At 62.1% G+C, this 13,888-nt stretch carries 11 protein-coding genes and 1 pseudogene; 7 read left to right on the top strand and 5 right to left on the bottom strand.

Annotated features, from left to right (window positions below):
• Window positions 1-909: 909 nt before the first annotated feature.
• Window positions 910-1,152, top strand: a pseudogene (locus tag AO240_RS15970) (peptidase C39 family protein); the annotation flags it as partial.
• Window positions 1,153-1,155: 3 nt separating this feature from the next.
• Here the strand turns inward: AO240_RS15970 and sfnG are convergent.
• Window positions 1,156-2,241 (bottom strand): dimethylsulfone monooxygenase SfnG, encoded by a 1,086-nt coding sequence (gene sfnG / locus AO240_RS15965; protein ID WP_099237319.1) that lies wholly within the window; start codon window positions 2,239-2,241, stop codon window positions 1,156-1,158.
• A 268-nt stretch (window positions 2,242-2,509) separates the two neighbouring features.
• Here sfnG and AO240_RS15960 point away from each other — a divergent pair, with 268 nt between their 5' ends.
• The gene (locus AO240_RS15960; protein WP_099237317.1) at window positions 2,510-3,751 is read left to right on the top strand and encodes an acyl-CoA dehydrogenase family protein; all 1,242 of its coding nucleotides are present in this window, start codon (window positions 2,510-2,512) and stop codon (window positions 3,749-3,751) included.
• Window positions 3,752-3,796: 45 nt separating this feature from the next.
• Here the strand turns inward: AO240_RS15960 and AO240_RS15955 are convergent, their stop codons facing one another.
• Together AO240_RS15955 and AO240_RS15950 are read right to left on the bottom strand one after the other, a co-directional pair.
• Window positions 3,797-4,582: a sulfite exporter TauE/SafE family protein gene (locus AO240_RS15955; protein ID WP_099237315.1), complete on the bottom strand. Its 786-nt coding sequence runs from the start codon at window positions 4,580-4,582 to the stop codon at window positions 3,797-3,799.
• Window positions 4,583-4,673: 91 nt separating this feature from the next.
• Window positions 4,674-5,444: a class I SAM-dependent methyltransferase gene (locus AO240_RS15950; RefSeq protein ID WP_099237313.1), complete on the bottom strand. Its 771-nt coding sequence runs from the start codon at window positions 5,442-5,444 to the stop codon at window positions 4,674-4,676.
• 138 nt (window positions 5,445-5,582) lie between these two features.
• Between AO240_RS15950 and AO240_RS15945 the strand changes: the two genes are divergently transcribed.
• The 3 genes from AO240_RS15945 to AO240_RS15935 all read left to right on the top strand — a co-directional run bounded on the left by AO240_RS15945 (window position 5,583) and on the right by AO240_RS15935 (window position 7,390).
• On the top strand, window positions 5,583-6,104 hold the full coding sequence (locus AO240_RS15945) for a DUF3455 domain-containing protein (RefSeq protein ID WP_099237311.1): 522 nt from the start codon (window positions 5,583-5,585) through the stop codon (window positions 6,102-6,104).
• 96 nt (window positions 6,105-6,200) lie between these two features.
• A complete protein-coding gene (locus AO240_RS15940) occupies window positions 6,201-6,719 on the top strand; it encodes a sigma-70 family RNA polymerase sigma factor (protein ID WP_099237327.1) in 519 nt (172 codons plus the stop codon).
• Entirely contained in the window at window positions 6,716-7,390 is a 675-nt protein-coding gene (locus tag AO240_RS15935; protein WP_099237309.1) for an anti-sigma factor domain-containing protein, read from the top strand. Before AO240_RS15940 ends, AO240_RS15935 begins: the two co-directional genes overlap by 4 nt.
• Here the strand turns inward: AO240_RS15935 and AO240_RS15930 are convergent, their stop codons facing one another.
• Both AO240_RS15930 and AO240_RS15925 read right to left on the bottom strand, forming a co-directional pair.
• The gene (locus tag AO240_RS15930) at window positions 7,391-8,692 is read right to left on the bottom strand and encodes an ATP-binding protein (protein ID WP_099237307.1); all 1,302 of its coding nucleotides are present in this window, start codon (window positions 8,690-8,692) and stop codon (window positions 7,391-7,393) included. It lies immediately after the preceding gene.
• A gap of 3 nt (window positions 8,693-8,695) precedes the next feature.
• The gene (locus AO240_RS15925; protein ID WP_099237305.1) at window positions 8,696-9,397 is read right to left on the bottom strand and encodes a response regulator transcription factor; all 702 of its coding nucleotides are present in this window, start codon (window positions 9,395-9,397) and stop codon (window positions 8,696-8,698) included.
• A 185-nt stretch (window positions 9,398-9,582) separates the two neighbouring features.
• Here AO240_RS15925 and AO240_RS15920 point away from each other — a divergent pair, with 185 nt between their 5' ends.
• Together AO240_RS15920 and AO240_RS15915 are read left to right on the top strand one after the other, a co-directional pair.
• Window positions 9,583-10,737: an efflux RND transporter periplasmic adaptor subunit gene (locus AO240_RS15920; protein WP_099237303.1), complete on the top strand. Its 1,155-nt coding sequence runs from the start codon at window positions 9,583-9,585 to the stop codon at window positions 10,735-10,737.
• Window positions 10,738-10,743: 6 nt separating this feature from the next.
• Window positions 10,744-13,830: an efflux RND transporter permease subunit gene (locus AO240_RS15915; protein ID WP_099237301.1), complete on the top strand. Its 3,087-nt coding sequence runs from the start codon at window positions 10,744-10,746 to the stop codon at window positions 13,828-13,830.
• Window positions 13,831-13,888: the final 58 nt, after the last annotated feature.

The raw sequence follows: 13,888 nt of genomic DNA, 5'->3' as shown, positions 1-13,888 counted from the left end.
CCTGCCGGTTTACCCGCTCCGTAATATCTGCGTTCGGCCATCGTGGTTTAACGGGGCGCCTTAGATCAAGATCACAATCAAAAGCAGGCGGCCTGAAAGCCGACCCAATCTCTCACGCTGAATGCGTTCTATGGCTGAAAAAGCGGGACGCAGAGCGTCCGGAGCGGCATTACCACGCAGAGCGTGGGAACGATCATCTCCCAAGCAGAATGTGGTCAAACTGTGGGAGGGGGCAGGACGCAGAGCGTCCGGAGCGGCATTACCACGCAGAGCGTGGGAACGATCATCTCCCAAGCAGAATGTGGTCAAACTGTGGGAGGGGGCTTGCTCCCGATTGCAGTGTGTCAGATAAATATTTTTCAACTGACACACCGCAATCGGGAGCAAGCCCCCTCCCACAGAAAGCAAAAAAAGCAGATCTGCTGTGTCCTCAAGACCCGCCTTTGATCTGCTTCTGATCCGCTTCAACCACTCAGGTCGGCTNCTGCTGTGTACTCAAGACCCGCCTTTGATCTGCTTCTGATCCGCTTCAACCACTCAGGTCGGCTTTCAGGCCGCCGTGCTCTTGCTTTTGATCTTTGTGATCTTGATCTTAGAAGCGCCCCGTTAAACCACGATGGCCGCACGCAGGCTTGAATCCGTGGGTAACCCGGCAGGACGCCGGGTTAGCCGCGCTGGGCCAAGGATGGCCCATCGCGGCGGCCCACGGATTCAAGCCTGTGGGCGGGCATGCCGAGCCTAAGCGAGGCACCAAGTGGTGGGGCGAGGACCTTTTGGTTACTTTTGGGTCCTTTCAAAAGTGACTCGCTGTAAGAGCGAAACCGATACAAGCCATAACCCCAATACCGGATATATACCCAACCTAAAGAACACCCCAAGCCAGCCCGATGCGCGAAAGCGCCACATCATGGCATGCGCGACCAGCACAAAAAGGACGTGATGCGTTCAGCCCACGAGGCCTTCGAAGAAGCGTTGGCCGGCAGCGATGTCGAGCAGGCCGTGGGCGGCGCACTGGACCTGCCGCAGTTGCTGCGCGAGGGCGCGCAGCCGCTAGACTGCCAGCACCTGCCGGTCAGCCATGCGCAGTTCGAGCGGATGTGCCGTTTCGGCAGTCATAAATTGCGCGCGGCGGTGCTGGTGTTTAACCGATGATGCTTAGGCCACCTGCTTGATCGCGGCCTTGGCTTCCAGCTCGCGCACCAGCGGCAATACGCGCTTGCCGAAGTACTCGACTTCCTCCTGAAAATGCAGGAAGCCGGCCAGCACCAGGTCCACGCCCACCGCCTTGAGCGCGACGATGCGCTCGGCTATTTGCTGCGGAGTGCCGATCAGGTTGGTCTTGAAGCCGTCGTTGTACTGCACCAGGTCTTCAAAGCTGGATTTGGCCCAGTTGCCCTCGCCTTCCGGTGAGGCCTTGCCGGCCTGTCTGGCCGCATCGCCGAAGGCATTCACGGCGTCCGGGTCGGCCTTGCCGATGATGTCTGCGAGCACGGCACGCGCTTCTGCCTCGGTGTCGCGGGCGATGATAAACGCGTTGACGCCGACTTTGACCGAATGGTTATTCGCCGCCGCCTTGGCGCGAATGTCATCCACCTGAGCCTTGATGCCTTCAGGCGTGTTGCCGTTGGTGAAGTACCAGTCCGACACCCGCGCCGCCATGTCGCGCGCCGCCCGCGAACTGCCGCCCTGGAACACTTCCGGCTGGCCCAGCGGTTTGGGCCGGAGGGTGTAGTTGTTGAACCGGTAGAAATCACCCTTGAAGGTGAAATCGTCCTGGCTCCAGACGCCTTTCAGGGCGCGGATAAATTCCTCGGAACGCCGATAACGCTCGTCGTGTTCCAGCCAGGGTTCGCCGATCGCCTGGAACTCGCCCTTGAACCAGCCGCTGACGATATTCACCGCGATGCGCCCGTTGGTGAGCTGGTCGATGGTTGCCAGTTGCTTGGCCGCCAACGCCGGTTGCCACGGGCCGGGCAGGATCGCCGCGATGACTTTGAGCGTGGTGGTCGCGGCCAGCAACGCATGGCTGAACGCCACGGATTCGTGCTGGTTTTCGGCGCCGTAACCGGCAGTGAAACGAATTTGCGTGAGGCCATATTCAAAGCCCGCTGCTTCGGCCAACTGCGCCAGTTTGCGGTTGTAGTCGATGCCCCAATGCGTGTGTTGTTCGATCTTGCTCACCACCAACCCACCGCTGACGTTGGGCACCCAGTAGGCAAATTTCACGGCTTGCTGACTCATCGGGCATTACCTCTCACAAAGGGATGTAACAAGGGCTTGAGCAGCAAGCGTGCCAGGCCGCGGCAAAGGCCCAGGTCATGGGCTTCGTGGGGTAGAACGTGGCGCCGGGGCGCGGCGCCGCTGGTGTCAGGGATCGCGTCGGTTTGTCGGTTCACTGTTGCTGGCGCAACAGCGCAGCGCACCTGCGCCGCGCAAACACGCGCGTTTGCGGCACGGCACGGACTGTGCAATCGCCCCAAGACTTGATCACTGCCAAGGAGCCGTCCCCATGACCGAGCAACACGTCATCAACCCGCTGTCCACCGGCGTCGACTACCCCACGTTGGCCGCGCGCTTCCGGCCGATCTTCCAACGCATCGCCGACGGCGCGCTAGCGCGCGAGCACAGCCGCGCCCTGCCCCATGAACCGATCCTGTGGCTTAAACAAGCCGGGTTTGGCGCGGTGCGCGTGCCGGTGGAATATGGCGGTGGCGGCGCGTCGTTGCCGCAACTGTTCGAACTGCTGATCGAACTCGCCGCCGCCGACTCAAACGTGCCACAGGCCTTGCGCGGGCACTTCGCGTTTGCCGAAGACCGCCTGAATGCGCCACCCGGCGCGGGCCGTGAGGTCTGGTTCAAGCGTTTTGTCGAGGGTGATATTGTCGGCTGCGCCTGGACCGAAATCGGCAATGTCGCCATCGGCGATGTGGTCACCCAGGTCAGCCCCGACGGTGAACACTGGAAGCTCAACGGTGAGAAGTTCTACAGCACCGGCAGCATCTTCTCCGACTGGATCGACGTGTACGCGCAACGCAGCGACACCGGCGCTGATGTGATTGCCGCCACCCGCACGCGCCAGCCTGGCGTTGCTACCAGCGATGACTGGGACGGCTTTGGCCAGCGCACCACCGGCAGCGGCACCACGCGTTTTACCGACGCGCAGGTGGAGGCGGAAAACGTTATCGATTTTGCTACGCGTTTTAAATACCAGACCGCTTTTTACCAACTGGTGCTACTCGCGACCCTGGCCGGTATCGGCCGCGCCGCGCTTAACGACGTGGCCCATCAAGTGCGCAGCCGCAAGCGCATTTACAGTCATGGCAATGCCGCTCACGTCAGCCAGGATGCTCAGGTTCAACAAGTAGTCGGTGAAGTGGCGGCGCTGGTGTACGCCGCAGAGGCCAGCGCTTTAAAAGCCGCAGTCCCGGCGCAACAGGCGTACCTGGCGCGTTTTGCCGGGGATGCAGTGGCTGAACGCGCAGCGAATGTGGCGGCGGAGATTGAATCGGCGACGGCGCAGGTGGTGGTGTCGGAATTGATCCAGCGTGCGACCAGTGAGTTGTTTAATGCGTTGGGCGCATCGGATGTGCGCCAGGGTAAAGCGCTGGATCGCCACTGGCGCAATGCGCGTACGGTGTCGTCGCACAACCCGGTGATCTACAAGGCACGGATTGTTGGGGATTGGGTGGTGAATGGGACTGAGCCGCCGTTTGTGTGGCAGATCGGCAATGGCCCAGGCACGCGGGCTTGAGCCTGCTCGTTCCCACGCTCTGCGTGGGAATGATCATTGGCCCACTCAAAACGCCAATTTATACCCAATCGCCATCAACATAATCGCCAGACAAGGCCGCAACACAGCGTCCGGGACTTTGCCGGTCATGTGGCTGCCCAGGTAAATCCCCGGCAGCGACCCTATCAGCAAAAAGCCCAACAAATGCCAGTCCATATTGCCCATGCCGGCATGCCCCAGCCCCGCCACCAGGGTCAACGGCACCGCGTGTGCTATCTCTGTGCCGACCAAGCGCCGCGTGGCCAAAAACGGGTACAGAATAAACAACGCCACGGTGCCAAGCGCACCCGCGCCAATCGAGGTCAGCGCGACCATGCTGCCGAGTATGGCGCCGGTGGTCACCGTCAGCGCATTCAGGTTACGCGGGCGCAGGTGGTAATCACCGCCGGCATGCCGCTGGGCAAACGCCAACAAGCGCTGCTTGAACAGAATCGCCAGCGCCGTCAGCAGCAACACAAAGCCGAGCGCCTGCTTGATCACCGCGTTCATGGCGCTGGGGTCGGTGTGCAGGCTGGCCAGAAACCACAGGGTCAGCAGCACCGCAGGCACGCTGCCGAGGGTCAGCCAGCCGGTGATGGTCCAGTCAATGTTCTTGTTTTTGCTGTGCACCAGCACGCCACCCGACTTGGTGATCGCGGCGTACAACAAGTCTGTGCCCACGGCGGTGGCCGGGTTGATGCCGAACCACAACAGGATCGGGGTCATCAACGAGCCGCCACCGACACCGGTCATGCCCACGATAAAACCAACGATCAGGCCCGCGACTACAAAACCAATATTACCCACATCCATTACAGCTACCCGCGGCCTTATAAATTTCTGGCCGAAGGATAGCGATTTTTCTTATAACCACTTATATCAATATGATCTGACTTTATGCCTTTTAGGCCAGTCGCCGGCACACGTAGGCTTGGGTCTGGTAAGGGAATGCCACGGTTTCGCGCCCTTTGAGGTCGGGATGGGTGTCGATCAAGGCCTGCAATTGCGCGGTCACCGTGGCTTTTTCCGCCTCGCTCAGCACGGCGATGAAGCTGACCGAGAGGAAGCGGTCGATGATCACTTCTTGCGGGCTGCCAACGTGGGTGTAGGCAAAGCAGGTCAGTTCAGGCTCGGAAAAGTAGCGTCCGGTAAACGCCTCGCGCCAGTGCCCGCTGTGAAAACGCGGGGTATCGCCCTCGTAGGGGGTGATGATCTGCGTAATCGCGGCGACCCAATCCACCGATTCATCGCGCACGTTCCACACCAGCCCCAAGCGCCCGTCGGGCTTGAGTACGCGGTGGATCTCGGCCAGCGCGGCCTCGGTGGAAAACCAGTGGAACGCCTGCGCGCACACCAGTGCATCGGCGCTGGCGGTTTCCAACGGGATGGATTCGGCCGTGCCGTTTACCAGGCGCACGTCCGGCAACAGTGTTCTAAGCTGCGCGCCCATTGCCTGCACCGGCTCCACGGCAATCAACGTGGGCGCCAGGGTGCTGAGCAAACGGGTGAACTTGCCGGTGCCGGCGCCGAGGTCGACGACCGTCGAGTGCGCGTCAATGTGCAGCGCGTTGTTCAGCCAGCCCGTGAGTTGGCGTGGGTAGCCGGGCCGGCCTTGGGCGTAGGTAACGGCCTGGGCAGAGAAACCTTGTTGAGCAGACGTGTGTACACCAGTCATTGCCAATCTCTCATCGGGTAAAGCGGGGGCACAGTGTGCGCCCCAAAAAGTTTATTTTCTAATCCGTGCATCCAATCGTGCGCGCCGTGGGTAGTACTGACAGTCACCCCGCTGTTTTACTTGAATGGAGAAGCACCCATGAACGCTAAAGCACTGCTCTGCCTGACCGCCCTGCTCGCCGCTGCGCCAAGCGCCTTTGCCCAGACCGGCTTGCCGGACAGCATCAAAGTGCCGGACGGACACAAGGTGGCAATGGAAACCACCGGCGTCGGCGAAATCACCTACGAATGCCGCGACAAAGCCAATGCTGCCGGCCAGACCGAATGGACCTTCGTCGGCCCCAAGGCCGTGCTCAATGACCGCAGCGGCAAGGCCGTGGGCACCTACTTCGGCCCACCGGCGACCTGGCAGGCCAACGACGGTTCAAAAATCACCGGCACGCAATTGGCCGTGGCGCCGTCGAGTGCGGGCAACCTGCCCTATCAACTGGTCAAGGCCAACCCGGCCGAAGGCAAGGGCGCGATGAGTGGCGTAAGTTACATCCAGCGCGTCGCGCTTAAAGGCGGCGTGGCGCCAAGCACCGCGTGCACCACGGCCAACAAGGGCAAGCAGGAAGTGGTGAAGTACCAGGCCGACTACATCTTCTGGGCGGCCAACTGATTAAATTCAGCTATTCTGCTGCGATAGCGCCCCGGCCTTCGGGTCGGGGTATGGGTCTTGTTCTTGCGGCGCAAAACCGTGTCCCCAACTGAAAACCTGTTTGATTACGAAGCGTGTTTGCGTGCCTGCGCGCGTGGCGACCAGCGCGCCTTGCGCCAGTTATATGCGCAAGACAGCAGCCGTTTGCTCGGCGTGGCCCTGCGCATCGTCCGCGACAAGGCGCTGGCCGAAGACATCGTGCACGATGCGTTTATCAAGATCTGGCGCGGCGCCGGCAGCTTCGACGCCAGCCGCGGCTCGGCGCGTGGCTGGGTGTTCAGCGTCACCCGGCACCTGGCGCTGAATGCGCTGCGCAACCACTACCGCGAAGTAGCCTTGAGCGAAGAACATGAGCAGCTCGCAGCACCTGACGACAGGTTTGAGTTCAGCGCACGCTCCGGGCAGGTTTACCACTGCCTGGAACAGCTCGACCCGGCCCGTCGCCTTTGCATCCTTCACGCCTACGTCGACGGCTATTCCCACAGCCAAATCGCACAGAAACTGGACACTCCGCTGGGGACCGTCAAAGCCTGGATCAAACGTAGCCTCGCCGCGCTGCGGGAGTGCATGGCATGAGTGACCCACTTGACGAACTGGCCAGCGAATACGTGCTGGGCACCCTGGCGCCCGAACAGCGCGCCGAGGTCGAACAACGCCTTAAACACGACGCCGCGTTGCGCGCAGCGGTGGACGCCTGGGAGCAGCGCCTGCTGCCATTGACCGCGCTGGCCGCGCCGGTGGCGCCCTCCGCTCACCTGTGGCGGCGCATCGAAGGCAACCTCGCCGGCAAACAGGCAGGCGCAGCCTGGTGGAACCTGTTGGCAGTGTGGCGCGGCCTGGCCGGTGCGGGGCTGCTGACCAGCGTGTTATTGGCGGCGTTGCTGCTGACCCGCCCGCCCACTTCTGAGCCGTCTTTTGTGGTGGTGCTGGTGGCGCCGCAAAGCCAGGCGCCGGGCTGGGTGATCCAGGCCAGTAATACTCAAAAAATCCAGTTGATTCCGCTGGGCGTGATGCACGTTCCGGCCGACAAGGCGCTGCAGTTCTGGACCAAAGGCGACGGCTGGCAAGGCCCGGTTTCGCTGGGGCTGGTGACGCCTGGGCAAACGCTGTCGGTGCCGCTGGACAGGCTGCCGCCGCTCACGCAAAACCAACTGTTCGAGCTGACCCTGGAAGACCCGAACGGCTCACCGACCGGCAAACCGACCGGGCCGATTCAGGCCATCGGCCGTGCGGTCAAGGTGCTCTGATCAGCTGACGTTGGGCAACCACAGGCGAAACCGCGCGCCGCCCAACGGTGACGCTTGGGCGCTCAAGCTGCCGCCTTGTGCTTCAAGGGCGCGCCGGCTGATCGCCAGGCCGAGGCCGAAACCACCCGTGGCGCGGTCGCGGCTGCGGTCGAGGCGATAGAACGGTTCAAAAATGCGCTCGCGCTGGTCCAGCGGAATGCCGATGCCGTCGTCGTCCACGCAGATTTCACAGCCTTCGGCGCACACCTTGACGCCCACCTGGATGCGCTGGTCGCAGTAACGCGTGGCGTTGCGCAGCAGGTTTTGCAAGGCGCGGGCAGTCAGGCGCGGGTCGAGGCTGAAACGCTCCACGGCGCAGTCGAGCGCGACATTGATCACAATGCCGGGGTTTTCAAGTTCGTCGTCGACGCTGCCCAACACGCTGTCGATAAACTCGTCGAGCATCACCTCGACACGCTCCGGCAACTGCGCCGGGTTTTGCAGGCGGCTGTAGGAGAGTAATTCCAGCACCAGCTCATCCAGCTCGCGAATATGCGCCACCAGGCTTTGCAGGCGCTCGCGGCTCGCCTGCGGCAACTCTTCGGACAACGCCAGTGCCAAGCCGAAATCCAGGCGGGTCAAGGGTGTGCGCAGTTCGTGGGACACCGCGTTGAGCAAGTCGCGCTGCTGGTTAAGCAGGTGTTCGACGTCGTCGGCCATGGTGTCGAACACCGACGCCAGGCTGCCGATGTTGGAACTGGCCGGAATGCACGTACGCTCGCTGAGGTTGCCCCTGCCGAGTTGCGCGGCGGTAGTTTTCAGGCGCTCCAGGTCACGCCAGTGCGGCCGCAGCCAGATCAACAGGCAGGCCAGCAACGCCGCCACGATCAGTACGTTGATCGCCCAATACAGCACGTTCATGTCCAGCGGGTCGGGCGGTGTCGTCACCTTGACCACAAACTGCGCGTTGATCGGCGAGCTGATTTCTTCCATCCAGCCCCACTCGCCCAGGCGCACCACCGGTTTGCCCTGCGCCAGCAACAGTGCCTCTTGCGGCGTGTAGCGCGCGTCCTCGCGCACCAGCAATTGTACGGTCAGCGGTGCAAAGTCGCGCCCCAGTTGTTCGGTGACCTGTGACCAGCGCTCCACCGGCACCCGCAGGTATTGTTTGACGATGAGTTTTTGCTGGCCGCGGCTCTGCTCGACGTTGTAGTTCATGTAGCGGTGTTCGAACACCTCAATCACCAGCTTGGGGATCAAGTAGATCGCCGCGCTGTAGGTGACGACGGTGATCAGGTAAAGGCGTAGCAGTAAACGAAACATGGGTCAGCATTCCCACTCGGAACGGCTGAACAGGTAGCCCTTGCCCCATACGGTTTTGATCTTGCGCGCTTCGCCGGCGTGGTCGTCGAACTTGCGGCGCAGTTTGGAAATGGCCACGTCCACCGAGCGGTCGGTGCCGTTGAATTCGATACCGCGCAGGCGTTGCAGAATCTGGTCGCGGCTGAGCACTTCACCGGCATGCCGGGCCAACACCACCAACAGGTTATATTCACCGCTGGACAGCTCCACCGCCTGCTCGCGCCACGTAACCGTGCGTTCGGACAGGTCGATGCACAGGTTGCCCATAATGATCTGGTCATTCGCCGCTTGCGGTTCGGACAAGCTGCTACGGCGCAGCAAGGTGCGCACACGGGCGAGCAGCACGCGCGGCTCGCAGGGTTTGGTCACATAGTCGTCGGCGCCCATTTCTAGGCCCAGCACCTGATCGTGGCTGTCGTCACGCGCGGTCAGCATCAAAATCGGCAAGCACGCCGAGTCCGCGCGCAGCAGGCGGCACACCTGCAGGCCGTCGAGACCGGGCAGCATCAGGTCGAGAATCACCAGGTCCGGCGGGTTCAGGCGCGCGCGTTCGCGTACGTGGTCGCCACGGCTGAGCACGTTGACGTGGTAGCCATTGCGTTCCAGGTAGCTGGCAATCAGCTCGGAGAGTGCGGCGTCGTCTTCCACCAGGAGGATGTTGGGCATGGTGTTTCCAAATAATACTGTTAGCGGTTGTTAACAACCTGATGTGTTGCAGGATTGTGCAAGGATATACGCACGCGGCAGACTATGGGCTGCGCCTTACATTTCTTCACAGACCCGCTACATAGCTTCACAGCACCATGCAGCCGGTGTCTTTAGGATGCGCCAGTCAATAGTGGGATATAAGCATGTCGAAGAATCTGTTAGCGCCGTTTTGCTTGCTGGCCCTGGCACTCGCCCTGAGCGCGTGTGACAAGTCGGCCGCCGGCGCGCCGCCAACGCCGCCGGCCAAAGTGCGCGTCGAAACCCTGCAAGCCAAGCCGCTCTCCATCACCAGCGAGCTGAGTGGGCGCATCGCCGCGCCGCGCATCGCGCAAGTGCGCGCGCGGGTTGCCGGCGTGGTGATGCAGCGTGTGTTCAAGGAAGGCCACGACGTAAAACAGGGTGACGTGCTGTTCCGTATCGACCCGGCGCCGTTCAAAGCTGATTTGGACAGCGCGCAGGCCAACCTGAGCAAGGCCCGCGCCAACGCGTTTCAAGCGCGCCTGCAAGCGCAGCGCTACAGCCAGTTGGTCGAAAGCAATGCCATCAGCGGCCAGGACTACGACAATGCGCGCGCCGCCGTGCGCCAGACCAACGCCGAAGTCGCCGCCAACCAGGCCGCCGTCGAACGCGCCAAACTCAACCTCGGCTACGCCACCGTGACCGCGCCGATTTCCGGGCGCATCGGCCGCGCACTGGTGACCGAGGGCGCGCTGGTCGGCCAGAACGAAGCCACGCCGCTGGCGATCATCCAGCAACTGGACCCTATCCACGCCGACCTCACCCAGTCCACCCGTGAACTGAATGACCTGCGCCGCGCCTTCCGCGCCGGCAGCTTGAAGCAGGTCGGTCAGGACCAGGCCAAGGCCACCTTGATTGAGGACGACGGCAGCCTGTACCCGCTGCCGGGCAAGTTGCTGTTCGCCGACATCAGCGTTGACCCAGGCACCGGGCAAATCACGTTGCGCAGTGAGTTTCCCAACCCGGACCTCGACCTGTTGCCCGGCAGTTTTGTACGCGTGCGCCTGGAACAGGCCGTGGATAAACAAGGCATCAGCGTGCCGCAGCGTGCCATCACCCGCGACAGCGCCGGCATCCCGATGGTGTTGCTGGTGGATGCCGAGCTTACCGTCAGCCAGCAGCCGGTGGAGTTGGGCGCAGTGATTGAAGACCGCTGGATAGTCAGCAGCGGGCTCAAGCCCGGTGACCGCATTGTCGTCGAAGGCCTGCAACACGCGCGCCCCGGTGAAAAAGTTGAAGTGGACGACAGCCCAGCCTCCGGCCAGCCAGTCAAGGAATAACCCGCCATGCCGCAGTTCTTTATTGACCGCCCGATCTTCGCGTGGGTGGTGGCCCTGTTTATCCTGCTGGCCGGCGCGCTCGCCATCCCGCAGTTGCCGGTGGCGCAGTACCCCAACGTCGCGCCGCCGAAGGTAGAAATTTCCGCGACGTACCCCGGCGCCTCGGCGCAGACCCTGGATGAAAGCGTGGTCAGCCTGATCGAGCAAGAGCTCAACGGCGCCGATCACCTGTTGTATTTCGAATCGCAGAGCAGTCTGGGCACGGCGACCATCACCGCCACCTTCCAACCGGGCACCGACCCGGAAATGGCCCAGGTCGATGTGCAAAACCGGCTCAAGGCAGTGGAGCCGCGCTTGCCGCAAGCGGTGACCCAGCAAGGCCTGCAAGTGGAGAAAGTCTCCGCCGGGTTCCTGCTGCTGATCACCCTCACGTCCAGCGACGGCAAACTTGATGACGTAGCGCTCAGCGATTACCTGGCGCGCAACGTGATGAACGAGCTCAAGCGCCTGGACGGTGTCGGCAAGGCGCAGTTGTATGGCTCCGAGCGGGCCATGCGCATTTGGATCGACCCGCAAAAACTGATTGGCTTCAACCTGACGCCCGCCGACGTCAATGCGGCGATCAGTGCACAGAATGCGCAGGTATCGGCGGGCAGCATCGGTGATTTGCCAGGCACCAAAACCCAGGAAATCACGGCGGCGATTGTGGTCAAAGGCCAACTGTCGACCCCGGCGGAATTTGCCGACATCGTGCTCAAGGCCAACCCTGATGGTTCCACCGTGCGCGTCGGCGATGTGGCGCGGGTGGAAATCGGCAGCCAGGAATACCAGTTCTCGACCCGCCTCAACGGCATGCCGTCGACCGCCGTCAGCGTGCAACTGTCGCCCGGCGCCAACGCGCTGAACACCGCGACGCTGGTGCGGGCGAAGATGGACGAACTGTCGCGCTACTTCCCGGCCAACGTGGAATACAAGATTCCGTACGACACCTCGCCGTTCGTTAAAGTCTCGATCACCAAAGTCGTTTACACCTTGCTGGAAGCCATGGCGCTGGTGTTTGCGGTGATGTTTCTGTTCTTGCAGAACGTGCGCTACACCTTGATCCCGACGCTGGTGGTGCCGGTGGCGCTGATGGGCACTTTCGCCACCATGCTGTTGTTGGGTTTTTCGATCAACGTGCTGACCATGTTCGGCATGGTGCTGGCCATCGGCATTCTGGTGGACGATGCGATTGTGGTGGTGGAAAACGTCGAGCGCATCATGGCCACCGAGGGTTTGTCGCCCAAAGAGGCCACGCGCAAGGCCATGGGCCAGATCACCGGGGCCATCGTCGGCATCACGTTGGTGTTGGTCGCAGTGTTTTTGCCGATGGCGTTCATGCCGGGTTCGGTGGGGGTGATCTACCAGCAGTTCTCGCTGTCGATGGCCACCTCGATTCTGTTCTCGGCGTTCCTGGCCCTGACCTTGACGCCAGCACTGTGCGCCACCTTGCTCAAGCCGATCGGCAAGGGCGAGTACCATGCCAAGGGCGGTTTTTTTGGCTGGTTCAATAAACGTTTTGATCAGCTTACCGACCGCTATGAAGGCTGGGTCGCCTATGCGCTCAAGCGCAGCGGCCGTTACCTGTTGATCTACCTGGTGTTGCTGGTGGGTTTGGGGCTGATGTTCAGTCGCCTGCCCTCCTCGTTCCTGCCGGTGGAAGACCAGGGCTACACCATCACTGATATTCAGTTGCCACCGGGCGCGAGCAAAAACCGCACGGTGCAGGTGGTCGAGCAGATCGAGGCGCACAACGCCAAAGAGCCGGGCGTGGGTGATACCACGATGATTCTGGGGTTCAGTTTCTCAGGCTCCGGGCAGAACGCGGCACTGGCTTTTACCACACTCAAGGATTGGTCGGATCGCAGCAGCAAAGACTCCGCCGCAGCGATTGCCGACCGCGCCAACGCCGCATTCAGCGAGCTCAAGGATGCGCTTGCCTACGCCGTGCTGCCACCGCCGGTGGACGGCCTGGGGACCTCCAGCGGTTTCGAATTCCGTTTGCAGGACCGCGGTGGCGTCGGCCATGCCGCGCTGATGGCGGCGCGAACTGAACTGCTGGCGAACGCAGCACAGAGCCCGATCCTGGCCAACGTGCGTGAAAGTGCCCTGGCCGAAGCGCCGCAGGTGCAACTGGAAGTCGACCGCAAGCAGGCCAACGCACTCGGCGTGTCGTTTGCCGACGTGGGCAATGTGCTGTCCTCGGCCATCGGTTCGGCCTACATCAACGACTTCCCCAATCAGGGCCGCATGCAGCGGGTGGTGGTGCAGGCCGAAGGCGACCAGCGCAGCCAGGTGGCGGATTTGCTCAAGATCAACGTGCGCAACACTGCCGGCAACATGGTGCCGTTGTCAGCGTTTGTCGAAGCCAGGTGGACCCAGGGCCCGGCGCAATTGACCCGTTACAACGGCTACCCGGCCATCGCGATCAGCGGCGAAGCGGCGCCGGGGCACAGCACCGGTGAAGCCATGGCGGAGATTCAGCGCCTGGTCGGCCAACTGCCGCCGGGCCTGGGCCAGGAATGGACCGGTTTGTCGTTGCAGGAACGCTTGTCCGGCGCGCAGGCGCCGTTGCTGCTCGGCCTGTCGCTGCTGATCGTGTTCCTGTGCCTGGCGGCGCTGTACGAAAGCTGGTCGATTCCGACCTCGGTGTTGCTGGTGGTGCCGCTGGGTGTGCTGGGCGCCGTATTGGCGGTGACATTGCGCGGCATGCCCAACGACGTGTTCTTCAAGGTCGGCCTGATCACCATTATTGGCTTGTCGGCGAAGAACGCGATTTTGATCATCGAGTTCGCCAAGGACCTCTATGAACAAGGCGAAGATTTGATCGACGCCACCTTGAAAGCCGCGCGCCTGCGCCTGCGGCCGATCATCATGACCTCGCTCGCGTTTATCCTCGGCGTGGTGCCGTTGGCGATTGCCACCGGTGCCAGCTCGGCCAGCCAGCAAGCCATCGGCACAGGCGTGATCGGCGGGATGATCACCGCAACGCTCGCGGTGGTGTTTGTGCCAGTGTTCTTTGTCGTCGTCATGAAGCTCACACGCAAACGGTAGGGAAAAGCTGCAAGCGGCAAAAAAGCGGCAAGCTACAAGCTACAAGCTGCAAGGAAAA

Source organism: Pseudomonas sp. ICMP 460 (genome assembly GCF_002723595.1).
In the GTDB taxonomy this organism is placed as follows: Bacteria; Pseudomonadota; Gammaproteobacteria; order Pseudomonadales; family Pseudomonadaceae; genus Aquipseudomonas; species Aquipseudomonas kitaguniensis.
Note: the sequence above shows the minus strand (reverse complement) of the source record. Positions and strands in the feature narration are given on the sequence as shown.

What these genes read in the sequence shown, in the direction of transcription:
- sfnG (WP_099237319.1), bottom strand. Translation starts at nt 2,241, where the DNA reads ATGAGTCAGCAAGCCGTGAAATTTGCCTACTGGGTGCCCAACGTCAGC.
- AO240_RS15930 (WP_099237307.1), bottom strand. Translation starts at nt 8,692, where the DNA reads ATGTTTCGTTTACTGCTACGCCTTTACCTGATCACCGTCGTCACCTAC.
- AO240_RS15960 (WP_099237317.1), top strand. Translation starts at nt 2,510, where the DNA reads ATGACCGAGCAACACGTCATCAACCCGCTGTCCACCGGCGTCGACTAC.
- AO240_RS15925 (WP_099237305.1), bottom strand. Translation starts at nt 9,397, where the DNA reads ATGCCCAACATCCTCCTGGTGGAAGACGACGCCGCACTCTCCGAGCTG.
- AO240_RS15955 (WP_099237315.1), bottom strand. Translation starts at nt 4,582, where the DNA reads ATGGATGTGGGTAATATTGGTTTTGTAGTCGCGGGCCTGATCGTTGGT.
- AO240_RS15920 (WP_099237303.1), top strand. Translation starts at nt 9,583, where the DNA reads ATGTCGAAGAATCTGTTAGCGCCGTTTTGCTTGCTGGCCCTGGCACTC.
- AO240_RS15945 (WP_099237311.1), top strand. Translation starts at nt 5,583, where the DNA reads ATGAACGCTAAAGCACTGCTCTGCCTGACCGCCCTGCTCGCCGCTGCG.
- AO240_RS15935 (WP_099237309.1), top strand. Translation starts at nt 6,716, where the DNA reads ATGAGTGACCCACTTGACGAACTGGCCAGCGAATACGTGCTGGGCACC.
- AO240_RS15915 (WP_099237301.1), top strand. Translation starts at nt 10,744, where the DNA reads ATGCCGCAGTTCTTTATTGACCGCCCGATCTTCGCGTGGGTGGTGGCC.
- AO240_RS15950 (WP_099237313.1), bottom strand. Translation starts at nt 5,444, where the DNA reads ATGACTGGTGTACACACGTCTGCTCAACAAGGTTTCTCTGCCCAGGCC.